Source organism: Iodidimonas nitroreducens (genome assembly GCA_000710935.1).
GTDB classification, from domain to species: domain Bacteria; phylum Pseudomonadota; class Alphaproteobacteria; order Sphingomonadales; family Rhodothalassiaceae; genus Iodidimonas; species Iodidimonas nitroreducens.
In genome coordinates this window covers 64,510-87,329 of sequence record BAYV01000014.1, presented here as the reverse complement: position 1 = coordinate 87,329, position 22,820 = coordinate 64,510, and the positions used below count along the sequence as shown (strand labels likewise).

General features: G+C 56.2%; 18 protein-coding genes. 7 read left to right on the top strand and 11 right to left on the bottom strand.

Translation table 11 applies throughout. The features are described 5' to 3' along the window. Window positions 1-21 precede the first annotated feature (21 nt). From rfbB to AQ1_RS07055, 5 genes are all read right to left on the bottom strand, one after another. Window positions 22-1,137 carry a dTDP-glucose 4,6-dehydratase gene (rfbB, locus tag AQ1_RS07075; protein WP_042085770.1) on the bottom strand — a complete coding sequence of 372 codons (1,116 nt, stop codon included), beginning with the start codon at window positions 1,135-1,137 and terminating at the stop codon, window positions 22-24. 138 nt (window positions 1,138-1,275) lie between these two features. After that, entirely contained in the window at window positions 1,276-1,719 is a 444-nt protein-coding gene (locus AQ1_RS07070) for a type IV pilus modification PilV family protein (RefSeq protein ID WP_042085769.1), read from the bottom strand. Beyond that, complete coding sequence (locus tag AQ1_RS07065) at window positions 1,716-3,854, bottom strand: secretin N-terminal domain-containing protein (protein ID WP_161760472.1); 2,139 nt, start codon at window positions 3,852-3,854, stop codon at window positions 1,716-1,718. Before AQ1_RS07065 ends, AQ1_RS07070 begins: the two co-directional genes overlap by 4 nt. Before the next feature lie 166 nt (window positions 3,855-4,020). After that, window positions 4,021-4,575, bottom strand: a complete 555-nt coding sequence (locus tag AQ1_RS07060; RefSeq protein ID WP_042085765.1) for a hypothetical protein — start codon at window positions 4,573-4,575, stop codon at window positions 4,021-4,023. After that, entirely contained in the window at window positions 4,565-5,212 is a 648-nt protein-coding gene (locus AQ1_RS07055; protein WP_042085763.1) for a hypothetical protein, read from the bottom strand. Before AQ1_RS07055 ends, AQ1_RS07060 begins: the two co-directional genes overlap by 11 nt. Before the next feature lie 248 nt (window positions 5,213-5,460). On the opposite strand from AQ1_RS07055, the gene AQ1_RS07050 reads away from it, so the two are divergent. From AQ1_RS07050 to AQ1_RS07040, 3 genes are all read left to right on the top strand, one after another. Then, complete coding sequence (locus tag AQ1_RS07050) at window positions 5,461-6,123, top strand: prepilin-type N-terminal cleavage/methylation domain-containing protein (protein ID WP_042085761.1); 663 nt, start codon at window positions 5,461-5,463, stop codon at window positions 6,121-6,123. An 80-nt stretch (window positions 6,124-6,203) separates the two neighbouring features. Further along, the gene (locus AQ1_RS07045; protein ID WP_161760470.1) at window positions 6,204-7,160 is read left to right on the top strand and encodes a type II secretion system protein GspK; all 957 of its coding nucleotides are present in this window, start codon (window positions 6,204-6,206) and stop codon (window positions 7,158-7,160) included. Continuing rightward, window positions 7,114-8,238, top strand: coding sequence for a hypothetical protein (locus AQ1_RS07040; protein ID WP_152550400.1), 1,125 nt, complete (start codon window positions 7,114-7,116; stop codon window positions 8,236-8,238). The genes AQ1_RS07045 and AQ1_RS07040 overlap by 47 nt, the downstream gene beginning before the upstream one ends. 86 nt (window positions 8,239-8,324) lie before the next feature. On the opposite strand, the gene AQ1_RS07035 is transcribed toward AQ1_RS07040, so the two are convergent. The 3 genes from AQ1_RS07035 to AQ1_RS07025 all read right to left on the bottom strand — a co-directional run bounded on the left by AQ1_RS07035 (window position 8,325) and on the right by AQ1_RS07025 (window position 14,423). After that, window positions 8,325-10,262: a glycoside hydrolase family 3 protein gene (locus AQ1_RS07035; protein ID WP_313981126.1), complete on the bottom strand. Its 1,938-nt coding sequence runs from the start codon at window positions 10,260-10,262 to the stop codon at window positions 8,325-8,327. A gap of 145 nt (window positions 10,263-10,407) precedes the next feature. After that, window positions 10,408-13,119, bottom strand: coding sequence for a TonB-dependent receptor (locus AQ1_RS07030; protein ID WP_052371076.1), 2,712 nt, complete (start codon window positions 13,117-13,119; stop codon window positions 10,408-10,410). Between the two features lie 290 nt (window positions 13,120-13,409). Beyond that, window positions 13,410-14,423, bottom strand: a complete 1,014-nt coding sequence (locus tag AQ1_RS07025; RefSeq protein WP_042085755.1) for a LacI family DNA-binding transcriptional regulator — start codon at window positions 14,421-14,423, stop codon at window positions 13,410-13,412. A gap of 179 nt (window positions 14,424-14,602) precedes the next feature. Here AQ1_RS07025 and AQ1_RS07020 point away from each other — a divergent pair, with 179 nt between their 5' ends. The 3 genes from AQ1_RS07020 to hpnH all read left to right on the top strand — a co-directional run bounded on the left by AQ1_RS07020 (window position 14,603) and on the right by hpnH (window position 18,290). After that, on the top strand, window positions 14,603-15,955 hold the full coding sequence (locus AQ1_RS07020) for an MFS transporter (RefSeq protein ID WP_042085753.1): 1,353 nt from the start codon (window positions 14,603-14,605) through the stop codon (window positions 15,953-15,955). 181 nt (window positions 15,956-16,136) lie between these two features. After that, complete coding sequence (gene ispH / locus AQ1_RS07015) at window positions 16,137-17,066, top strand: 4-hydroxy-3-methylbut-2-enyl diphosphate reductase (protein ID WP_081837151.1); 930 nt, start codon at window positions 16,137-16,139, stop codon at window positions 17,064-17,066. Window positions 17,067-17,096: 30 nt separating this feature from the next. Beyond that, entirely contained in the window at window positions 17,097-18,290 is a 1,194-nt protein-coding gene (gene hpnH / locus AQ1_RS07010; RefSeq protein ID WP_042085749.1) for an adenosyl-hopene transferase HpnH, read from the top strand. Here hpnH and AQ1_RS07005 read toward each other — a convergent pair. The 3 genes from AQ1_RS07005 to AQ1_RS06995 form a co-directional block, all read right to left on the bottom strand. Continuing rightward, window positions 18,240-18,989, bottom strand: coding sequence for a phosphorylase family protein (locus tag AQ1_RS07005; RefSeq protein ID WP_052371075.1), 750 nt, complete (start codon window positions 18,987-18,989; stop codon window positions 18,240-18,242). The two genes, hpnH and AQ1_RS07005, sit on opposite strands and share 51 nt — an antisense overlap. A 102-nt stretch (window positions 18,990-19,091) precedes the next feature. After that, window positions 19,092-20,447, bottom strand: coding sequence for a glutamate--cysteine ligase (locus tag AQ1_RS07000; protein WP_042085747.1), 1,356 nt, complete (start codon window positions 20,445-20,447; stop codon window positions 19,092-19,094). A 54-nt stretch (window positions 20,448-20,501) separates the two neighbouring features. Then, window positions 20,502-21,305 carry a 16S rRNA (uracil(1498)-N(3))-methyltransferase gene (locus AQ1_RS06995; RefSeq protein ID WP_042085822.1) on the bottom strand — a complete coding sequence of 268 codons (804 nt, stop codon included), beginning with the start codon at window positions 21,303-21,305 and terminating at the stop codon, window positions 20,502-20,504. A 173-nt stretch (window positions 21,306-21,478) separates the two neighbouring features. Between AQ1_RS06995 and AQ1_RS06990 the strand changes: the two genes are divergently transcribed. After that, the gene (locus AQ1_RS06990; protein WP_052371084.1) at window positions 21,479-22,804 is read left to right on the top strand and encodes an amidohydrolase family protein; all 1,326 of its coding nucleotides are present in this window, start codon (window positions 21,479-21,481) and stop codon (window positions 22,802-22,804) included. Window positions 22,805-22,820: the final 16 nt, after the last annotated feature.

The following is a 22,820-nucleotide window of genomic DNA, read 5'->3' as shown; positions in this document are numbered from 1 at the left end:
GGCATTAGGCTTTGGGTTTTCTCAGCGCGTTTTGTTCAGGGTTTTATAATGCTGATCGATCCAATCCCGATAGCGCCCATCCAGAATGGCCTGCCACCAGTGGGGATGATCCAAATACCATGTGATGGTTTGGGCCAACCCCGATTTGAAATCCACCTGCGGGCGAAAGCCCAGATCCTGAGCGATCAGGCTGGCATCAATGGCATAGCGCCGATCATGGCCCGGGCGATCAGGCACGAATTGTTTCAGGCTGGCCGTGGGCAGGCCTTGGGCTGCGGGGGCATCCGGATAGTGTTCGGCCAAAGCGGGGCGGGCGGCAAAGGCCGCATCAAGGCCCGTGCAAAGCTGATCAATGAGATCGAGATTGCTTAATTCACAGCCCCCACCCACAGCATAAACCGATCCCGCAGCACCATGATGCAAGATGGTATCGATGGCCGTGCAATGATCATCCACATGCAGCCAATCGCGCCTGTTCGCCCCATCGCCATAAATAGGCAAGGGCCTGCCATGAAGGGCATTGATTAAAAACAACGGGATCAGCTTTTCGGGAAATTGATAAGGCCCGTAATTATTGGAACAATTCGAGAGACTGGTCTTGAGGCCAAAGCTATGATGATAGGCCCGCACCAGATGATCGGCGGCGGCTTTCGATGCCGAATAGGGCGAATTGGGAGCATAGGGCGATTGTTCGGTAAAGGACGGGGCCTCCATCTGCAAAGAGCCGAAAACCTCATCGGTAGAGATATGATGAAAGCGATGATCGCGGCCGCTGCCTTCATCAAGCCAAACCATGCGCGCCGCCCGCAAAAGCTGATGGGTGCCAACGACATTGGTTTCAATAAAGGCTTCAGGGCCGTGCAGAGAGCGATCCACATGGCTTTCAGCGGCAAAATGCACGATCCGGTCGATAGCACGATCCCGCAAAAGGCCCGCCACCAGATCGAGATCGGCAATATCCCCCACCACCAATTCCACCGCTTCGGCTTTGATCAGATCATCGATGCTCGCCAGATTACCGGCATAGCTCAAACAATCGAGAATGATCATCTCAGACTTTGGATGATGCGCTGCCCAATGATGGGCAAAATTTGCACCAATAAACCCTGCCCCGCCCGTGATCAGCAGATTACCCATGGATTGCCTTATCGTCTATTGCCATCATCGGCACAGCCCTATGCTTTTGGATACCCCCCCGCGCCGCGCAACGCAATGAAAGACAGGCTTTGTTGCTATTTCATCAGGTCCGCCATAAGCCCGGGGGGCGATGAGGGCCTAGCCCGCGGGCAGGAAGGGCTGCACCGGTTGCCAGCCCAACAGCTCGACCGACCAGGATCGGGCAGGCAGATCGGGGGCGGTGATCGTGACCAGAACCCGGAAGCGCTGCAGGGAAAAACGCCCTTCAGCCCCTATCGCCGAGGTGATCCGCCGCGCCGCGCCTAAGGGTTCGGATCGCCATTGCATCTCGGCCCCCAAGCTCAATTCAGCGCGGCCTTCGGGTTCTAAAACCGGATTGATCGAGCGCAGCAAAGCCAGCGCCCCGCGATCCAGCGCAATCCGCTGCTGAGCCCGTTCCACCCCCAAAGCCGCGCGGATCGAGCTTTGCTGCAAACCCAGCAAAGCCGCCAAGGCGGTGCCAAGAATGGCAATGGCCACCAAAACTTCGAGCACGGTGAAACCCTGCATCAGGGCACGTTTTGGGGTGCCCCCGATGCTCATGGCTGCTTGGGCAGGCGTGTCCGCAGTTTTAACGGATCAGCCAAGGACTGGTTGATATCATCCGTGAGATAATCAACAAACCGCGCCCGATCTTCGGAGCTGCGAATGATATAGGCGGTGATGATCACCAATAATTCCGTGCGCTCCACACTCAGTGAATCGACGCTGAACAGGCTGCCGATCCACGGAATATCCTTCAAAAGGGGAATCCCCGTATCGCCCCGGGTGATGCTATCCTGAATCAGGCCGCCAAGCACCGCCGTACCGCCATCATCCAAAGTGAGCTGGGTGCTGAGATTGCGATTCGAGATGATCGGGCTGGCAATCGCCGCATTGGGATTGGGCAAGGCGCTGGAGACTTCCTGGGTGATGGTGAGATCCACCCGCCCAGTGCTGTAGACAATCGGCTCGATATTAAGCAGCACACCGGTGGATCTGAACTGCACGGATTGCAAGACATCCCGCGTGCCATCCCCGCTTTGCTGATCGGATGCCGCCTGCGAGGTAATCACCGGCACATCGGTGCCCACCTGAATATTGGCCGCCCCCCCCGACCGCGCCACAAGCCGCGGAGTGGAGAGCACATTCACCTGCTGATTTTGGGCAAAGGCATTGAGCGCCGCCGAAACATCGCCGCTCAAAAAACCGAGATTAAAGCCTGAAGCTGATAGCCCCAGCCCGCCATCGGTGCCAAAGCTGACATCCGCCCCACTGCCGCCCACGCTATCGACGAAAAATTCAACGCCATATTGGGTTTCGTCGGTCAGGGTCACCTCGGCCACCGTGACTTCGATCAAAACTTCGGGGGTGGGCTGATCGAGCCTGCGCAATAATTGCAAAAGCCGCTGATAATCGCTGGCGCTGCCCGAAAATATCAGCCGATTGCCCAAGGGATCAACGACGATCTCGCCCTGTGAAGCGGATTGCGTCCCTCCGTTTGAGGCATTGGCGGCATTGGGGGCTGATGTGGTTTCCGCACCCGGCAATCGCCCGCCCCTGTTGCTTAAAACGGCATTGGCGGTTTCGGCAATGGATGCGGCATCGGTATTTTGCACATCATAAACGAAAATCTGATCAATATCCCCCTTTTGCGAGGGCTGATCCAGGCTATTGAGCCAATAAAGCACCCTTTGCCGGGCTTCTTCTTCGCGCACGAAAACCAGCAGGCTATTGGAAAAGGGAACCGGCACCATATGAATCGGCAAAAACTGGCGCTCGCCAACGGACGCCTGCCAACCTTCGGCCCGCAGGATTTTCGCCAGTTGTTCGGCCATTTCCTCGACCTGCCAGAAAATCGGCTTGAACTGCATCACCTCGGAATTGGCAAAAGCCAGATCATCCATCGTTTCGATGATTTCAAGGGCCGCATCCACATCTTCGGGCAGGCCGGTCAGGATCACCGATCCGGTGGTGGTATCATTGGTGACTTCCAAGGCCCCGCCGCGCGGAAAAGCCTGCAACAAAAGATTGCGCATATTATTGGAATCGATGGCCTGCATCTGCACAAACTGCACCACCGGGCGCAAAGCGGCCGGGGTGGATTGCCGCGATCGGGAACGCAGGAATTGCGGCCGCCGCTGGCGGGCATTGGCATCGGCGATCACCACATAAAGGCCATTTTGCGGGCTGACACGAATGCCATAATCCTTCAGGGCAACAGAGACCAGATGCAGAAAATCTGGCGCCGAAAGCGCCCCTGATGAGCGCAATTGAATGACATCCTTACGCGCCGCCACTTCCGGCCCGGTGGAATAGGGAACCTTCAAAATCTCGCCAAAAACCACATCAATAAAGGCTGGCAGGATCAGCGGCGGCACCGAGGCATCCACCGCCGTTTCGGGCAAGGCCGGGGCCTCTACCTCATCGGCTTTTTGCGGCGCATCGGATTTGATCGAGGGCACGGCCGTGGCGCGCAGGCGCTCGTTAAACGGCTGCTTTAACAGCTGATTATTATCGCCCGGGGCATCGCCGATGCTATCGCCCTGCCCGGCCGGACGATCCGCCCGATCAACGCGATCCCCCAGAGAATTATTGCGGACGGCAATTTCGGGCTGCATATTCCAATTGGCACAGCCCGCCAAAGCCATGAACCCCATGATCCCCCATAGCGGACCGCGCACACGCAAAAATCTCAAAGGGCTTCGGCTCATAGGGGTGGGATCATTCTCAATAACATTCAAAAACGGTATTTGGTTGCGGCACGATAGAACCGCAGCCGGGGGCGGTCAATCTTTCTTGATCCTTTGATCATGCAGCAAAATGCCGGAAATTTTTCCGCCTATTTCACTCTATCACTCATTATCATTCATTTGGTCGGTTTGTGGGGGTGATTGTCTCAAAGGCAAATAAAGGAAGGGTTAGCATCTGCTCATCTTCATATTGCACCTTTAGGGCATCGAGGCTGATAGACCGAATCTGCCAGCCCGGTGCAGGTTCGCTGCCTTCGGGCCAACCGGCAATCGTCCCATCCTTTTGCCGCAGATACACCATGGGCGAGGCATCGAGGAAAGCGGCGGCAATGATTTGCGGAAAGGCGGCCCGCAAAGCCGCCAGACTATCGGCGCCCGCAGCCCCTGCCGCGCCCGCTGCAGCCCCGGGTGCCTGATAGGCTTTGGCCTCAACCGCGCCAAAAGCCCCACCCGCCAGCAAAAGCCTTGCCAGATCATAAAGACCGATGCCCGCCTGCTTTGCCCCAGCCGACGGCGGCGGCACCGTGGGCCGCCACTCGATGCTGTTTTCAATCTCTTTGCGCATGGCCACATCGGCCATGAAATAAGCCGCTATGCCCGATAAAATCCCGAAAGCCGTGATCAGCAGGGCAGGGACTAAAAACAGCCGCAGGCGATCATGATCCATTGGATGGCCCCCCCTTGTTCGCCTTTGGCACGGCACTGGCTTGAGAGGCACTGGCTTGAGGGGCATTGGGTTGCGCCGCAGAAGCGGGGGTCGGCTGGAAAGGGGCAATGCCCGAAAACCGGATATTGGCGCTGCGGGCCGCAAAATTAGCGTTGAAATCGGTGGCAATCAAGCGCGGCATGGCCAAGGATAAAGCCAGCATCATCCGCACCACCGCCGCCTGATCCCCCCGCACATTGAGATCGAAACGCAGGGCATCCACCCCATCAACCTTCAGGATTTCAGGATTCACCCGCACATTGCTGGCCGCCACATCCTGCTCTTTGGCCAGCGTTTCCAAAGCCCCATGGACCATCGCCGCCGCAATACCGGCGGTGGGGGCCTGCCACGCCCCGGCCTGCCAATGATCCAGATCCATCTGCGCGGCTTTCGCCCGAACTGCCCATAAAGCGGGATCATCGAGATCCTCCATGATCATCGCCTGAGTGCGCGCCGCCTGCGCCCGCTGCCCGGCTTCCAAAGCCGAGGCGCGCATTTCCAGAAAAATCCAGAGCAGCAAAAGAACAAACAGCAGTTTCAGGCCCAGAATGACCCGATCATTCGTTTGCTGCTTGAGCCATGAAATCAATTCAGTCATGATCTATCCGCTTCATAGGCTCTTCTTATGGCAGCTTCAGGCGGCGGCTCGCAAGCCCCGCTGAGATGACCATCTGAGATGACCCGCTGGCACGATAAGGGATCGGCGCGCGCGCTCCAAAAAAAACGACCCGCAAAAGATTTTGCGGGTCGTTTTCTGCCCAACTAACTTGATTACTCCGGTATAATGGAGACCAATCTTAATGGGTCGCACACACGAGGACCATCAACAGGCTACGAGATATTAATTTGAAACGCAAGTCCGAAAGCGTCAGGAAATTGCAGCACTCTGCTGGTTTCAGCCTGATCGAAATGATCGTAACGCTGGCGCTCTTATCGCTTATCTCCCTGATTTTATTTCAATCTGCCATCACCCAATGGTCGAATATGCAGCGCATTTCTTTGGCTTTCGAGCGCGCCCAGAACCTGCCTTTGCGGGAAGAAATTTTTCGTGATGTGGCCGGCCAGCTTCTGCCCGGCTGGCCCGAACAGCAGATCGGCATCTTCAAGGGCGGGCCAGAAGGTTTCAGCGGCATCACCTTGCGGCCCTTCTCGGCCCTTGATCATCAGCTTGCCCCCCTTGATGTGCGCATCAGCAATCAGGGGGCTGGCCAAAGCCTGATCATGGGTGGCGAGAATGCTAATGACATTCTGGCCAGCGAGATCAGCAATGCGCGCTTTGATTATAAAGCCATGGATGGATCATGGCATGATCGCTGGCCGCCCGAAACCAAGCCCGGCAATGGCTTTTTCAGGGATCAGGTCTATTTTGAAACGCCCCAATTGCCCGAAGCCATCCGTTTGCGCTTTAACCGCTCGAATGAGCGCCATATCTGGTATGTCACCCCGTATAATCGCAATAGCCTGCCCTTTCGCCTTGAAGATCCCAATGCCGGGGATAATGCCTTATGATCGGTAAACTAACAGCCCCCTCGGACGCTTACAGGCTCCGCACAAAACAGAATAGGCTCCGCATTGGGCAGAATGGCATCGTGCTCCCCCTTGTTCTGGTTTTTATCCTCGTTTTTGCTTCCCTTTCCATGATCGGCATCCGGGCGGCCCGCACCGGCCAGGATATGACGCGGGCCATGATTGATCGGCTGGAGGCGGAAAAAAGTTTCGTCAGCACCGAAAGCCGCACGCTTTTTCGCTGGCTTACCGCCCAGCCGGTGATTGGCGGCATGGATTTATCAGCAGAGGCGAAATACAATCCGCTCAGCTTTCAGGATGGCTTGCCCGCTTCCGAAAATGCCCTGGATTTCTGGTCGGCCCAAAGCGGCATCCGCCGCGATGACAATGGCATCCTGATCCATTATCAAGACAGCGCCGGGCTTATCTCCCTCAATGGAACCAATGAAGATGAACTGATTTTGCTGATGGAAGCGATGGGCTTTGATCAACTCAAAAGCAATCGGCTGATCGCCCGCCTGCTTGATTATACCGATAGCAACAGCATCCGGCGTTTTCAGGGGGCCGAGGCTCCGGCCTATCGGCTATTGAAAAAGCCGCCCCCGGCCAATGCCCCTTTGCGGCATGCCTTAGAAGCCCGTGCGGTGCTGGATTGGGCCGAAGAAGGCGCTTTGTGGGACAATGATCAGCTTTTGATGGTCGCCACCGCCGAGCAGCGCTCCTTCGGCCTTAATCCCGCTTTGGCTGCCCCGGCTTTGCGCGCGCTTTTGGGGGATGATCGCTTGCAACAGCTGGCGGGTTCGGGCGATGTGTTCAGCCAAAGACAGGCCATTCCATCGCCGCGCGCACGGATGCGTTATGAACAGTTTATCGATGGCCCCTCATCGCGCTATAAGCTGATCAGGATCATTGAATATGAGCGTCGTCCGGTGGCCGCCGACCGACCCTTTTATCGCTATAGCATTGGCACGCGCCGACAGTCGCAGGATGTTTATGACCAGTACGACGACATTAAAGCACTTTTTCCAGCCGGCTCTTGAACGGCTGTCGCCATCGGGGGAACGACAAATCCTCAATAAGGGCGGTTTTTTCGGCGGAAAAGTGCTCGTTTTGCCAAGGGCGCTGTGCCGCTATCAATATCGGGCCGGTGATTTTGGCGATGCCAGGGCCTTGCAGGCTTTAGAGCTGAAAATCCAGTTTGAAACGCCTTTTGCCAATCCCGGGCATTATGTTTTGCGCAGCCCCCATGGGGCGCATATCTGGACATGGGATCAAGACGCCCTGCCCCTTGATGCCCCGCCCCGTGCGGGCCTGAGGCTGATCCCCGAAAGCGCCCTTTATCCCGCACCCGCCGGAAATCAGCCCGCCCTGCGGCTCATTCGCTGTATCGATGGCGTGGAAGGGCAGATCTGGGATGGGCGTGATCTCAAAACCGCCCGCTGGTGGCCGCAAGCACCGGGATCATTGGCATGGCAGGCTTTTTTGAAAGCCGGACGCTGGGAAGGCGCAGGCGACACGGGCAGCGAGTGGGACGAAAATAGAGCGCCGGGCCAGCCCCTCAGCCTTCCCCTCACAACACCAAAGCTGATCGACCGGCCTTTTCGCATTTGGGCGGTGGACACAGGGTCGAGGCATCTGGTGCCTTTGGCGATCATCCTGTTTCTCGGCCCCTTCAGCTATCAGCTCAGCGCTTGGGCCAGTGCCACATGGATGACCAGCCATTATCAGAATAAAGCCAAGGAAATCCGTTTATCCGCCCAATCTTTGCTGGCAGATCGGCGCGAGGCCCTCAGCGCCCTGCAAAAGATCGATCAACAGCAGGCTTTGGGCGATGAAAGCATCGCCGTCAGCGGGCTTTTGGAATGGGCGCGGATTTTGGATGCCTACCCGCTGACCATCACCCGGGTTCAGTTCAGTGATCGATCCATCGCCGTCTATGCCGATGCCAAACAGCCCGTGGATGCCCCGGCAATCATCGCGGCCCTCGAAGAAAGCCCGATCTGGAGCGGGGTGACCTTGCAGCCTTCAGTGGGATCGATCCTGATCGTGCGCGGTGAACTCAGCCCTTTCCTCGCCCCCTTTCCCCTTGAAAAACCTGCGGCTGAGGATGCGCCCTGAACGAACAGAAAACCCAAAAAAAAGCCCGGTGCCAAAACCAGCACCGGGCCTTCATAGCCGATCCATTCATAAAGCAGATTTAAGGTTCAGGGATAGCTGAGGCCAAAGCCCAAAGGATAAGCGGGGGTTTCATCCAAATCCCCCGCATTCACCGGCATCTGATCCGGGCGGGCGGGCCATGAAAAGCTCAATCGGCCGGTAAAATCAAAACGCGGCGCCCCATTTTCATCGGCGATCAGCACATCGGCCACGCCGCCGCCTTCGGTGCCCGGCAGCCAAGCCGCCACAAAGGCATCCGCAGCCTTCAGATGATCGCCCACCCACATGGGCCGCCCCGACATCATCACCGCCACCGTGGGAATGCCATCGGCCTGCAATTTTTTCAATAAAGCCAGGCTATCGCCACCATCCTTGAAGGCGATGCTATCGGTGCGATCCCCTTCAAATTCGGCATAAGGAGTTTCCCCGAACACCACGATGGCCACATCCGGGCGCTTTTTATAGCTGCCTTTGGGGCTGTATTCCGCCTTGCCACCCGCCGCTTTCACCGCTGCTTCAATACCAGACCACAAGTTTGTCGCCCCCGGGAAATAAGAATTATCGAGATCGCGGCCCTGCCATGTCACGCTCCAGCCCCCGGCCTGCATAGGGATGCTCTCTGCCGCCGATCCCACCACCAGCACATGCCGATCATGGGCGGCAATCGGCAGAACCGCCGGTTCGTTTTTCAGCAAGACAAGGGATTGCCGCACCGCCCGGCGCGCCAGATCACGATGCACCGCATGGCCCAGCACCGCCTCCACCCCCGCCAACGGGTGCTCGCTGGGGCGTTTACCTTCAAACAGACCGGCGCGGAATTTGACCCGCAAAATGCGCCGCACCGCATCATCAAGACGCGCTTCACTGATCGTACCCTTTTTCACATGGGCAAGCGTGCTGCGGTAAAAATCTTTCCAGTTGATCGGGGCCATCACCATATCGACACCGGCATTGATCACTTGCGCGCAAGAGCCAACGGTGCAGCCGGGGATCTGTTCATGACCATTCCAATCCCCCACCACAAAGCCATCAAACCCCATCCGATTTTTCAAAACATCGGTAAGAAGATAGCGATGCCCATGCAATTTATCGCCATTCCAGCTATTGAACGAGGCCATCACCGTTTGCACCCCGGCCTCAAGGGTCGAGACATAGCCCAAGCCATGCAGCTTGAATAAATCAGCCTCGCTCATCACCGTATCGCCCTGATCATCGCCGCCCAAAGTGCCGCCATCGCCGATGAAATGCTTGGCCGTGGCAATCACCCGATCCGCCACCAGAAAAGTGGCATCGGCGGGCGTTCCCTGCAGGCCTTCGACCATCGCCCGGCCCAATCTGGCAACAAGGGCGGGATCTTCGGAATAGCTTTCATAGGTGCGGCCCCAGCGTTCATCCCGCGCCACCGCAACAGTGGGGGCAAAGGCCCAGGGGATGCCCGTGGCCCGCACCGCCCGCGCTGTGGCCGCGCCGATTTCACGGATCAGATCGGGATCATTCGTCGCCCCCAAGCCGATATTATGGGGATAAAGGGTTGCCCCCACGATATTATTATGGCCATGCACGGCATCGGTACCCCACAGGATGGGGATCGCCGTGCGGCCATTTTTCGGATCGACCGAGGCATCATAAAAGGCATTGGCTGCCGCCACCCAGGATAAAAAGGCACCCTTCGCATCTTTGGTGGGATAGGAGCCCCCGCCGTTCAAAACCGAGCCGATATGATATTTGGTGATTTCTTCCAGAGAGATGGAATGAATTTCCGCCTGAATGGTTTGCCCCACCTTTTCTTCCAGGGTCATTTTCGCAAGCAAGGCATCGATCTTCTTCTCAATTTCCGGATCTTTGGGCACCGCGCTTTCGACCACCGGCCAGATCGTCGGGTCTCTTTCGACCGTCATCTGAGGGGCGGAATCCTGTGCCAAGGCCGGGGCGGATGTCGAAAAGATCAGTGCGGCAACACCCAATGCCTTAAACGCGAAAGCCATGCTGCCGGCCCTTGTCCGGGATGCGGAATGCGACGGCAAAATCATTTCATGAACCATGAGAAAAGTTCCTGACAGAAAGAATAAGAGGGCGGAAAAGGGAGCAGGATCGGTGGCAATGCCCTGCTCCCATCACAGAGGGCTGATCTTAGCTTTTCAGCCGCAGCCGAACGCCATAGGTGCGCGGACGGGTGAAAAAGCGCGTATTGTCAAATTGGGTGATCAACAGCGCCTGTTCCCGTTCCTGATTGGTGATGTTGTTGACAAAGGCTTCGATCCGCACCCGGCCCTCAGACAGAGTATAGCCAGAACCAAAATCAAGGGTGAGGAAGCTGCCCACCGTATCATCGAGACGCAAACGCGGATCTGAGGGATTTTGGAAATCGATGCTGTTGAAAATGGTCAGGAACTGTTTGGTGCGCCAACCCGCCGACATGATCCAATCAAAGGTGCCTGGCCCCACTTCAAACATATGGGACAAAGACCCATTCAACTGATAGCGCGGGGTACGCGGCAAACGCCGGCCATCAATGGATTGATTGACCGCTTCATCAGGGGCCACATCCGCCTGGAAGCGGAAATCCTGAATAGGCTGAGAATTCTGCACATTGGCTTCCAGCCACAGGAATGACCAATCGAAATTGATATTATAGGGAAAGCGGAAGCCGCCATCCAATTGCGCGCCATAGATTTCGGCATCCGAAGCATTGAAATTGAACGACACCACCAAACCGCCGGTTTCGGTATCCACGGTATCGGGATCAACACCTTCAAATTCAAGAACCTGCGCAATCGACAGCAGAGAATTGAGCACCAGATCGGAATAATCATTATAGAAAAGCGATGCATTGAGCCGGACACCGGTGGCCCCCACATCAAATTCATTCTTGCTGCCAAATTCAAAGAGAGTGACTTTTTCCTCGCCAAATTCAGGGGCAAGGGTATCAGCATTAAACTGATTATTATTGGCACCACCCGGGTTTAATGGGCCCAGACCCTCGGTGCCCGGCACATTATCATTAAAACCGCCCGATTTATGACCGGTGGAAACACTGAAATAGACCAGATGATCATCAGTAACATCATATTCCAAGCGCGCTCGCCAATCCACGAAGCTATTATCGATGCGGCCATTTTGAATGGCGATCTGACCGGGGATCGGCACGGCGAAACTGACCTTGCCATCCGCCGGGCAATTAAAGAAATCACCAGAAACAGTATCAAGACAATCCGGGCGCTGATCAAATGGCGCACCACCAAAAACCGGGCCATTGGCGAAAATATCATCGACATTATCACGTGCCCCGAATTCCGCGACCCCATCAAAAAAGAAATCCAGAATTTCCTGATCATCCACAAAGCCGTCGCCACCGGTATCGGGATTGAAGATGGTTCTGTCTTTGCCCGCGAAATCAAAGCCCGGCGTACCGATTCGCACCCCGCCGCAGCAGGAGAAATTCTCACCGCCGATGGCAAAAACACTGCGGGAATTGACGCCAAAACGGGTTTTCTTGTCATCGGTATAGCGCAGCCCGCCGGTCAGCCGCATCTTAGGGGTGATTTCAAAGGTTGCATCCCCGAAAAAGGAGAGGGATTCGCCATCCGTATCGGGCTGATTGAATTCAAGACCCGAAAAAAACAGCCCGCGATCCCCGGTAGAGCCAAGGAAAGAGAATTGCTGCTCATCGAAATAGAAAACCCCGGCAGACCAGATCAGGCGCTGATCATCTTTCGAGACCAGCCGCAATTCATGAATGATCGATTCGGAATCGGTGATGGATTGAAAGCGGGAGAAATTATCAAACGCTTCGTCAAGCGGACCCAATGTTTCGAGCACGCCGGGAAAATTAGGTGACAAAGGCGTTGTTGCTTCAAAATCATAAATAAGATCGCGATAGCTGCCCAGATATTCAATATTAAAGGGACCAACATCATAATTGATTTCGATCTTTGCCCCCCAATGTTCGGTATCCAGAATGGGAGTGATTCCAGCGGCGATAACATCGCGAGGATTTTTGATTTCAGAAGGCGCAATGCCATTGCCCAATGGATTGGCAAAATTAACGCCGGTAAAGCCCGTGCCCTTTTCCTGCACATAATCGCCGGTCAAAAGGATGCGGAGTTTATCATTGGGTTCATAGAGAAAATGCGCCCGAAAGCCCAAATTGTTTTCGGCTTCGGCGACATCGATATCATCCACCGGGCCCACATTATTAAGATAGGAATCATGATCAAGGCTGAAGCCCGATACCCGGAGGGCCATCTTGTCGCCAATCGGCACATTGAGCATGGCATGGATCGTGGTTTGATCGAAATTGCCAAATTCCACTTCGGCCATGGCATCCCACACCCCAAGACCGGGCTTGATCGAGATGATATTCACGCTGCCCGCCGTGGCATTGCGCCCGCGCAGGGTGCCTTGGGGGCCGATATTCACTTCCACCCGCTCGATATCGAAAAAGACCGAGCCAATCCCCCGGGGACGGGGCACATAAACGCCATCAAGATGGGTGGCGGCGGCCGGATCGCCCAATTCGGTATTGTTGCTGCTGCCGATCCCGCGAATCCACACCTCGACATTGCCCTGATTATTGGCAATCTGCAAACCGGGGAACCGGCCATTGAGATCGGTGAGATTTTGCACCCCAAGCTGCTTGAGATCCTCGCCCTGAAAAAGCGCCGCCGTACCCGCAAGATTTTGCAGGCTCTGGCTGCGGCGCTCCACCGTCACGGTGATTTCCTCGATCTCGATTTGATCACCATCATTGACCTGGGCGAAAGTGACACCCGATAGGGCCGTACTGAGCAACGCCGACGACAAAACTGTCCGCCGTGCGGTTTTATTGAATGATCGGTTCATCTTTATCTCCCCATGTGGAAGGCTGCACCTTCCGGATCCATCCTGATGGCGAAAAGGCCCTGCCCGGTCGCCTTGATTGACAAAGTCATGGCCTGATCGGTTGATCCGATCTTCCGACCACGCCCACGGCCCTTATTGCTTTATGATAGCGCTTTCAGAATCGAGCGTTACAGGAAGTGAAAACAGAAATCCAGTATTTTATGATAGCGCTTTCAGAAAATTGCGCAGATTGTAAATTTATAAAGAATAAGCGTGCGAGGAGAGATCGCCGGATATTGAAGGCGTTGCCTTCAGGGCTGGCGCGGTGGAGCCGTGGACTGGCGAATGATCATCTCATGCCGAACGGTGATATGCATGGCATCGGATTTTAGCCGCCCTTCCCGGACCGCCATCAGATTGGCGATGGACAAAGCCGCCATATCCCTTGTGGATTGCCGGATGGTTGAAAGGCTGGGGGTAACCCAGGATGCGATGGTGCCATCATCAAAGCCCATCACCGATAGATCATCGGGCACCTTCAATCCCCGCTCGGCCGCCACCGACAGCACGCCTGCGGCCATTTCATCATTGCTGGCAAAAATCGCCGTGGGGGGATCGCCCCGATCCAGCAAGGCACGGGCCCCGCGCGCCCCGCTTGCAAAATCGAAATAGCCCTGAGCCAAAGCATCGGCGGGCAATGCGACGCCGTGGGCCTTCAGGCTTTCCTGAAAGCCCAATAAACGATCATGCGAGCCCCCATGTTCGGGATGGCCGATGATATGCCCGATCCGGCGATGGCCAAGCCCGATCAGATAATCACCAACATCGCGCCCGGCGGTTTGATCATCGATCCCCACCGACAAAATCTGCTCCATGCGCCGGATCGGTGCCACCCGGATCATTGGGATTCGCCGTTTTTGCAACAACGCGATCACCGCTTCATCATTGCACACGGGCGATGTGAGGATGATCCCATCAGGATTGATCTGGCCGATGAAGCTGGCGAGCTTGTCGGTCATCGAGGGCTGATCGAGAATTTCAATGACCAGATGCAGCCCTTCCCGGCTGCAGGCGGTCACCGCCCCCCCCAAAAGCCCCGCCACATAATCCCCCCCCGCATGATCAAAGATCATCGCCATGATATGGGATCGATCTCCGGCCAGATTGCGGGCATAAAGATTGGGCCGATAATGCAGTTCTTTCACGGCCGCATGAACACGTTCGCGCATGGCTTCACGCACATAGCGCTCGTCATTCAGCACCCGCGATACTGTCGATACCGAAACACCGGCAAGCCGCGCCACATCATCGATGGTGGCTTTCATGATCTTTTCCAGGGTCGTCTCCAGCCATTGTCTTGCACCCTCAACCGGGATAATGATAGCGCTTCCAGATGTCCATAGTTTCATCACTTTGCAGATGTGATTTCAAAAGCATGACCCCTGAAATGATCGCCATAAAGGGATGGCCCCTCTTATGAGTCCTCTCTTATGAGTCCCGGCTCATGAGGCTGGGTTGGCGCACCCGCATCGGTTATGGATCGGGGGATTATGCCCTCAATTTATTCTGGCAAGGCACGGGTTACTATCTTTTCTTCTTTTATACGGATGTGATCGGCCTGCCCGTGGCCACTGCCGGGGTGATCTTTGCCATCGGCGGCCTATGGGATGCGATCAGCGATAGCCTGATGGGCTATTGGGCCGAGCGCACCAAAAGCCGCCATGGCACTTATCGGCCTTATCTGCTTTATGGCTGCCTGCCCCTCGCGCTCTCGTTCATTGCCATTTTCTATCCCTATCCCATTGAAAATGATCTTCTTTTGATCATCGTGGTCACGCTTGCCCTCCTTGTCTTTCGCAGTGCCTATACGCTTGTCTCCATCCCCTATGCAGCACTTAGCGTGCGCTTGAGCCAGGACAGCGATGAGCGAACACGGCTCGCCACCGTGCGCATCGTTTTTGGTTTTTTGGGCGGGATCACCGCGATCATTCTGGCGGGCGGCCTGCAAGATCAGTTGAGCGACCGGCTGGCCTTTCCGATCTTTGCCACCCTGTGCGCCTGTCTGTCAGTGCCGATCCTGCTTTTTTGCTTTCACAACAGCCATGAAACCGCCGCCAACACCCCATCTACCCCGGCCGTTTATAGTTTGGGGCAATTGGTTAAATCGATGCGGCGCAATGCGGCATTTCTTCTGCTGTGTTGCGGCATCATTCTGGTGACTTTGGGCGGCGCCCTGATCGGCAAAACCGTTCTTTATATCTTTGTCTATGATCTGGGGGATCGGGCGGCGGGCAATCTCACGATTTTGCTCATGACCATCATCCCGATCCTAACGATCCCTTTATGGTCTTTACTTGCCTTGCGCTTTGGCAAGAAAATCGGTTGGCTTGCGGGCAGCGCCACGGCCTTTATCGGGATGATCTTTCTTTATGCCGATCGCTCTGGCTCGGTTCTGATGGCCATGCTCGGCTATGGGGTGATCGCGGCTGGGCTGTCTTCTTTTGCGGTTTTATTCTGGAGCATGTTGCCCGATACCATCGAATTTGGCGATCTGCGCTCTGGCGTGCGCCATGAATCGGCGCTGGTGGGGCTGATCTCTTCAACGCAAAAAGCGTCCCTAGCCGCATCGGCCCTGCTTTTGGGAGTTTTGCTCGATCTCATCGGCTATCAGGCAGAGGCCGTGCAATCGCCCCAAACGCTGGATGGCCTGCGGATGATTGCCGGGCTGATCCCTGCCATGGCCATGGTTTTATCCGCTTTGGCCATGGCTTTTTACCCGATCAGCACTGCTTCGCATCAACGCACATTGCGGGATCTGGCCATGCGCGACCAAAAGGCCGAAAATCCCGCGGATTGACTTCACAAATGCGCTATCCTGTTGAATTAACAAGACAGGTTTCATAAATTCGCCCCATTATAGTCTGAATTTGAAGCCTCGACATTTGTGTAATGCGAGCATTTCAAGGTGGCATTGTGTTTCACTGGCTTTATCCATGGTTGCCGGGTTCATTTCAGATTGCCAGATAAAAGGGTTCGGCATGAAGATCATCCTTGCGCAACCGCGAAGTTTCTGTGCGGGCGTGGAGCGCGCCATCGAGAGCGTTGAACGGGCTTTGGCGCTGTTTGGCGCCCCGGTTTATGTGCGCCATGAAATCGTTCATAATCGCCATGTGATAGAGGATCTGCGCGCCAAAGGGGCCATTTTTGTCGATCAGGTGAGCGAAATCCCCAAAGGCGCCCGCACCATTTTTTCGGCCCATGGTGTTTCGGCCGATGTTGAAGCGGCCGCCCATGCGCGGGGCCTGAAGGTGATCGATGCCACCTGTCCGCTGGTCAGCCGGGTGCATCAGGAAGCCCAGCGCTATGCCCGTGCCGGCTATGCGGTGATCCTGATCGGCCATGCCGGGCATATCGAGGTTGAAGGCACGCTGGGCCGCATCGATGGTCAGGTGCATCTGGTGGAAAGTACAAAAGATGTTGAAACGCTGGACCTTGGCACCGCCGAGCGCATTGCTTATGTAACCCAGACAACGCTTTCGGTGGATGATACCCGCCATATCATCGCCGCCCTGGAAAAGCGCTTTCCAAAGATCAAAGGCCCGGATGTGAACGATATCTGCTATGCCACCCAAAATCGTCAGCAGGCGGTGCGTGAAATTGCGCCGCAGGTGGATCTGATGCTGGTGCTGGGATCAGCCAACAGCTCAAATTCCAACAGGCTGCGTGAAATAGCCGCATCCTATGGCATTCCCGCCTATCTGATCGAGAATGCCTGCGCCCTTGATCCCGATTGGCTGGAGGGTGTGAGCCATATCGGCATCACCGCCGGGGCATCGGCCCCAGCATTTTTGGTTGACGAACTCATCGAACGCCTTCAGACCCTTGATCAGATTGATCTGATCCCTCATGAGGGCGTTCTGGAAACCCAGCGTTTCAAACTGCCCGCCGGATTGAGCGGCAGCGCCTGACGCCAGATCGAAGACACGAAAGGAATCACCGTGGCTGTCCCTATTTTGCAACAAATCCGCGTCGGCAGTTATATCCTCAAGCAAAAGCTCAAGGGGAATAAACGCTATCCGCTGGTTTTGATGCTGGAACCCCTGTTTCGCTGCAATCTCGCCTGTTCGGGCTGTGGCAAGATCGATTATCCCGAACCCATTCTGAACAAGCGGCTTTCGGTGAAAGAATGCCTTGATGCCGCCGATGAATGCGGGGCGCCCATCGTGGCCATTCCCGGCGGCGAGCCTTTGATCCACAAGGAAATCGGCGAAATCGTCGCAGGGCTCGTGAAGCGCAAGAAATTCGTTTCCCTGTGCACCAATGCTCTTTTGCTGGAAAAAAAGCTGCATCTGTTCAAGCCGTCTCCCTATCTCTTTTTCTCGGTCCATCTTGATGGCCTTAAGGAAGAGCATGATAAATCGGTGTGTCAGGATGGCGTGTTCGATAAAGCCGTCAAAGCCATCAAGGCAACGCAGGACAAAGGCTTTCAGGTCAATGTCAATGCCACCATTTTTGAAGGGGCGCAGCCCGAACGGGTGGCGGCTTTCCTTGATTATGCCCGCGATATAGGGGTTGGGGTCACCATTTCCCCCGGCTATGCCTATGAGCGCGCCCCAGATCAGGAGCATTTCCTCAATCGCAAAAAGACCAAGGAATTGTTCCGCGATATTCTGGCCCGTGGCAAAGGCAAGAAATGGACCTTGAACCATTCCAGCCTTTATCTCGATTTTCTGGCGGGCAATGAATCCTATCACTGCACCCCTTGGGGGATGCCCACCCGCAATATCTTTGGCTGGCAAAAGCCCTGCTATCTTTTGGGCGAAGGCTTTGTTTCCAGCTTCAAGGAATTGATGGAAACCACCGAATGGGATCAATATGGCACCGGCAATTATGAAAAATGCGCCGATTGCATGGCCCATTGCGGCTATGAGCCCACGGCTGCTGCCGATGCTTTGGCCAATCCGCTGAAGGCCCTGATCTCCGGTTTGCGCGGCCCCCGCACCACGGGTGCCATGGCTCAGGAAATTTCATTGGATAACCAGCGGCCCGCCAAATATATCTTTGAAAAGCAGGTTCAAACCTTCATGACCGATGTGCATGAAGATAAAGCCGCAAAAGCCGGGGCATCGGATCAAAGCGGATCAAAAGCCGCTGCGGGCAAAGCCAAAGACACGCTCGCCAAAACGGCCTAAAACTCCTTGGGCCGTCTTGCTTTGGCGGCCCAAACGCAGCAATTCGGGCAACATCCCCGGATGCGATGCTAAAGCCCTGATCACCGGCCATATCGTCAAGGTGCCATCGGGGCGCATCCCCAAAAGCGCCGATTGGGGAATTTCCTGATCCGCCGGATCGGCAATCACCCGCAAGGCCAGAAATGGCAGGCCCGCGCGGGCCGCTATTTTAGCCACCCCATAGCTTTCCATATCCACAGCCATGGCCCCGCTTTCACGAAACAGCGCCCGCTTTGCCCCATGGCTGGCGGCGGGCACCACCGCTTCGATGATCGAGCCGGTATAAAATCCGGACAAATCGCCAGCCTGATTCTGATCGAGCACCTGTTCCGTGCCACCGGGGGCGCTTTCCAAAGCCCGGCTAAGGGCACAAAACAAGCTATCGGCCGCCAGCAGTTTTTTATGATCGGCGCTGCGCACAGAGCGGGCCAAAATCACATCGCCGCTGCGCAAAGCGGGGTCGATCCCCCCGGCCAACCCCATCGACAACAAAATCTCGGCCCCATCATCCACCAGCTTTTGCGCCGCCATGGCCGCCCGCGCCCGCCCCGGGCCAAGGCACAGCACCATCACCTCATCAGCACAGCCTGCGGCGCGTGCAGCCGCCAACACCACCTGTGCTTCAAACACAAGGCCCGTTACGACGCCCAGTTTTTTCATTGTACCTGTTCTTTCCGATCGAATGCCTGAAAATCGCCATAACGCAGCCCGAAGCCGATCATCAACCCGGCCTGAAGCTTTTTGACGGCGCGCCTGTTAGGGCTAGTAAAGATATTCGTCAAAAGCGCGATTGGCATCCCCATGCCAGTGCCCGTGATAATCGGCCAGCATCTGATCGGCAAGGGTGCGGTTATCATCCACCATCTGTTGCAGGATATTGAGGAACACCGCTTCGCTTTCATCGGCATCATTTAAAATATTGCGCGCCGCCAAACCTTGTCGGGCAATCATCAAAACATCCTGCCCCAGCTCGCGCAAGGTGCGATTCCCCGGCACCGGCGCCGACAAGCCCCATTTCGGCGCGGCATCGCGCAGGGCCCGCATCTCATCAAAGCGCCAATCCTTGACCAGATCCCAAGCCGCCGCCTGCGCCGCCCCATCATAAAGCAAACCCACCCACAAAGCGGGTAAAGCACACAGCCGGGCCCAAGGCCCGCCATCGGCACCGCGCATTTCCAGAAAGGTTTTCAGCCGCACTTCAGGGAAAATGGTGGTGAGATGATCCTCCCAATCTTTGAGGCTTGGGAAAAGACCGGGATGGCCGGGGAGGGCCCCCTTCATGAAATCGCGGAACGACAAGCCCGATACATCGAGCATCACCCCATCGCGTTCGATGAAATACATTGGTACATCAAGGGCATAATCCACATAGCGCTCAAAACCGAACCCATCTTCAAACACAAAGGGCAACATGCCGGTGCGATCGGGGTCGGTATCGGTCCAGATCTGGCTGCGCCAGGATAAAAAGCCGCTGGGCTTGCCTTCCAGAAAAGGTGAACTGGCAAAAAGCGCGGTGGCCAAAGGCTGCAAAGCCAAAGCGATGCGGAATTTCTGCACCATATCGGCTTCCGAGCCAAAATCCAGATTCACCTGTACGGTGCAGGTGCGCAGCATCATATCAAGGCCCAGATTGCCTTTTTTGGGCATATAGGCGCGCATGATATCATAGCGTGCCTTGGGCATGATGGGGATCTGATCGCGCCGGGCCGTGGGGTGAAAACCCATCCCTAAAAAGCCGACATCAAGGGTATCGCCCACCGATTTCACCTGCGCCAGATGGCCATTCACCTCGCGGCAGGTTTGATGCAGATTATCAAGGGGTGCGCCGGAAAGCTCGAACTGCCCGCCCGGTTCCAAGGTGATCGATGCCCCATCCTGATAAAGGGCGATAAGATGGCCGCGCTCATATTTCGGGCTCCAGCCAAAATGGCGCAGGCCTTCCAGAACGGCACCGATCCCGCGCGAGCCTTCATAGGGGATGGGGGCATGATCATGGCGATCAAACACGAATTTTTCATGTTCCGAGCCGATCCGCCAATGATCTTTCGGCTTTGATCCCCGCTCCAATGCAGCAACAAGATCGGCCTTGCTTAAAAGGCTGCTTCCCTGATCGGCCATATAGCCCGCGCTCCAGACTGTTGTTCGTGAAACGGAGTTAGGCGAGACGCCCCGCTATTGCAAGCCCGATGGATCATCAAGGTCAGCCGCTGCAAGGACCGCCCCCACCACCGACAAGGCAGCGATGACCGCGGTTTCAGCCCGCAAAACAAGCCGCCCCAACCCAACGGGCTGAACCGCCTGATGCGCCCGCAGGGCTTCGCGCTCGCTCGGCGAAAAGCCCCCTTCGGGCCCACATAAAACCGCGCAGGGCTTCGGGCCCTGCGGCTCACTATCACGCAATTGTGTTCCCAAAATCCGTTTTGCCGCTAGCAACAAAGGCTGGGTATCCCCGGCTTCATCGCAAAAAAACAAAGGCTCGGGGGCGGGCCTAGCCGCCAAAAGCTGTGACAAAGGCAGAGGCGGATCGATCCGGGGCAGGCTCAAGCGTCCGCATTGCTCGGCGGCTTCCCGGGCGATAAGCTGCAAACGATCATCCCGCAGCCGCGCAATCTGGGTATAGTCGGTGATCACCGGGATGATGCGGGCCACCCCCAATTCGGTGGCTTTTTCGATGATCAGATCGGTGCCCGCACGCTTCACCGGGGCAAAGCACAGGGTCAATCCGGGCCATGCGGGATCATCCTTTTGGGCGCGGCTTTGGCTTTCCACCGTTAAAAACGCGGTTTTTCGGCTGATATCGGTGATCTGGGCGCGCCATTCGCCATCCATGCCATTGAACAGGCTGATCAGATCGCCCGGCTTTTGCCGCATCACCGATCCGATATAATGGGCGGCCATATCCGATAAACGGATCGCCTGCCCGGCCATCAGCCGGTCGGGGATAAAAAGGCGGATCATCGGATGCGATTTGCTCATCGCTTTGGGGTGCCGCTTTGCGGCGGCAAGGTCAAGGCCCAAATCCTGGGCCCCAGAAATCCGCAAAGGGGCCGACTATACAACGGCACATAGGCAGAGTAGCATCCCGATCTGTCAAAACCCAAAAACAAGTCATCATAGCAGGCCATCATCAACGATCAGGGGAAATGTTCATGCGCAGATCGATTTCAGCCTTAAGCCTTGCCGCCATGCTTGCGGGCGGCGCCATCACCGGCTTTGCCGCAAGCCTTGGCTTTCACGCCACGGCCATGGCCCATACGGTGATCCATGCCGGACGGCTGATCATCGATCCGCAAAAACCGCCTTTGCGTGAACAATCGATCATCATTGCCGATGGCAAAATCGAAAAAATCGAAGCGGGCTATAATGATGCCGATCCCCAAAAGCATGAAGTGATCGATCTGAAAAACGCCACGGTGATGCCCGGGCTGATCGATATGCATACCCATCTGCTGTTTGAACTGGGGCCACAGGCCGCCCTTGATCGGGTGAAGATGAGCACCACCGATATGGCCATGCAGGGCGCACTTTATGCCAAACGCACCCTTGATGCCGGTTTTACCACGGTGCGCGATCTGGGGGGCGACCCGGAAGCCATTTATGGCCTGCGCGATGCGATTGAAAAAGGCTGGGTCAGCGGCCCTCGCATCATCGCGGCGGGCAATAGCATCTCGGGTACCGGCGGCCATGCCGATGTGGATGGTTATAATGCCGAAATCCTCCATATGATGACCCCCGATACCATCTGCGATGGCCCTTATGATTGCCGCAGGGCAGTGCGCACTGCTGTCAAATATGGGGCCGATGTGATCAAGATCACCGCCACCGGCGGCGTGCTGTCGGATTCCGCCACCGGCCTGATGCAGCAGATGAAAGACGATGAAATCGCCGAGATTATCTCCACCGCCCACAGCATGGGCCGCAAGGTGGCCGCCCATGCTCATGGCGCCGATGGCATCAATGCCGCTTTGGAAGCCGGGATCGATTCCATCGAACATGGCTCGCTGCTCGATGAAAGCTCGATCAAGCTGCTTAAAAAGAGCGACGCCTGGCTGGTGCCTACGCTGATCGCCGGGAAAACCGTGGTCGATAAAATCCGCGAGCAGGATTTCCTGCCCCCCTCGATCCGGGAAAAAGCGCTGGGCCTGCCCGCCTTGGTGATGGCCAATGTGGGCAAGGCTTATAAGGCCGGGGTGAAAATCGCCTTTGGTACCGATAGCGGTGTTTCAGCCCATGGCGATAATGCTCAGGAATTTTTATTGCTGCGCGACCTGGGCATGAAGAATGATGAAATGATCGCCACCGCCACGGTGAATGCCGCCCAATTGCTGGGGATGAGCGATAAGCTGGGCACCATCGAAGCGGGCAAATATGCCGATATCATTGCCGTTTCAGGCGATCCTCTTGATAATATCGAAGCCCTTCTTGATGTGGGCTTTGTGATGCGGGCGGGCCATGTGGCCAAGAACGATTTCTGATCGGCCCACCCCACCC

What these genes read in the sequence shown, in the direction of transcription:
- rfbB (WP_042085770.1), bottom strand. Translation starts at nt 1,137, where the DNA reads ATGGGTAATCTGCTGATCACGGGCGGGGCAGGGTTTATTGGTGCAAAT.
- AQ1_RS07070 (WP_042085769.1), bottom strand. Translation starts at nt 1,719, where the DNA reads ATGAGCATCGGGGGCACCCCAAAACGTGCCCTGATGCAGGGTTTCACC.
- AQ1_RS07060 (WP_042085765.1), bottom strand. Translation starts at nt 4,575, where the DNA reads ATGGATCATGATCGCCTGCGGCTGTTTTTAGTCCCTGCCCTGCTGATC.
- AQ1_RS07055 (WP_042085763.1), bottom strand. Translation starts at nt 5,212, where the DNA reads ATGACTGAATTGATTTCATGGCTCAAGCAGCAAACGAATGATCGGGTC.
- AQ1_RS07040 (WP_152550400.1), top strand. Translation starts at nt 7,114, where the DNA reads ATGACCAGTACGACGACATTAAAGCACTTTTTCCAGCCGGCTCTTGAA.
- AQ1_RS07035 (WP_313981126.1), bottom strand. Translation starts at nt 10,262, where the DNA reads ATGGCTTTCGCGTTTAAGGCATTGGGTGTTGCCGCACTGATCTTTTCG.
- AQ1_RS07030 (WP_052371076.1), bottom strand. Translation starts at nt 13,119, where the DNA reads ATGAACCGATCATTCAATAAAACCGCACGGCGGACAGTTTTGTCGTCG.
- AQ1_RS07025 (WP_042085755.1), bottom strand. Translation starts at nt 14,423, where the DNA reads ATGAAAGCCACCATCGATGATGTGGCGCGGCTTGCCGGTGTTTCGGTA.
- AQ1_RS07020 (WP_042085753.1), top strand. Translation starts at nt 14,603, where the DNA reads ATGAGGCTGGGTTGGCGCACCCGCATCGGTTATGGATCGGGGGATTAT.
- ispH (WP_081837151.1), top strand. Translation starts at nt 16,137, where the DNA reads ATGAAGATCATCCTTGCGCAACCGCGAAGTTTCTGTGCGGGCGTGGAG.
- AQ1_RS07005 (WP_052371075.1), bottom strand. Translation starts at nt 18,989, where the DNA reads ATGAAAAAACTGGGCGTCGTAACGGGCCTTGTGTTTGAAGCACAGGTG.
- AQ1_RS07000 (WP_042085747.1), bottom strand. Translation starts at nt 20,447, where the DNA reads ATGGCCGATCAGGGAAGCAGCCTTTTAAGCAAGGCCGATCTTGTTGCT.
- AQ1_RS06995 (WP_042085822.1), bottom strand. Translation starts at nt 21,305, where the DNA reads ATGAGCAAATCGCATCCGATGATCCGCCTTTTTATCCCCGACCGGCTG.
- AQ1_RS06990 (WP_052371084.1), top strand. Translation starts at nt 21,479, where the DNA reads ATGCGCAGATCGATTTCAGCCTTAAGCCTTGCCGCCATGCTTGCGGGC.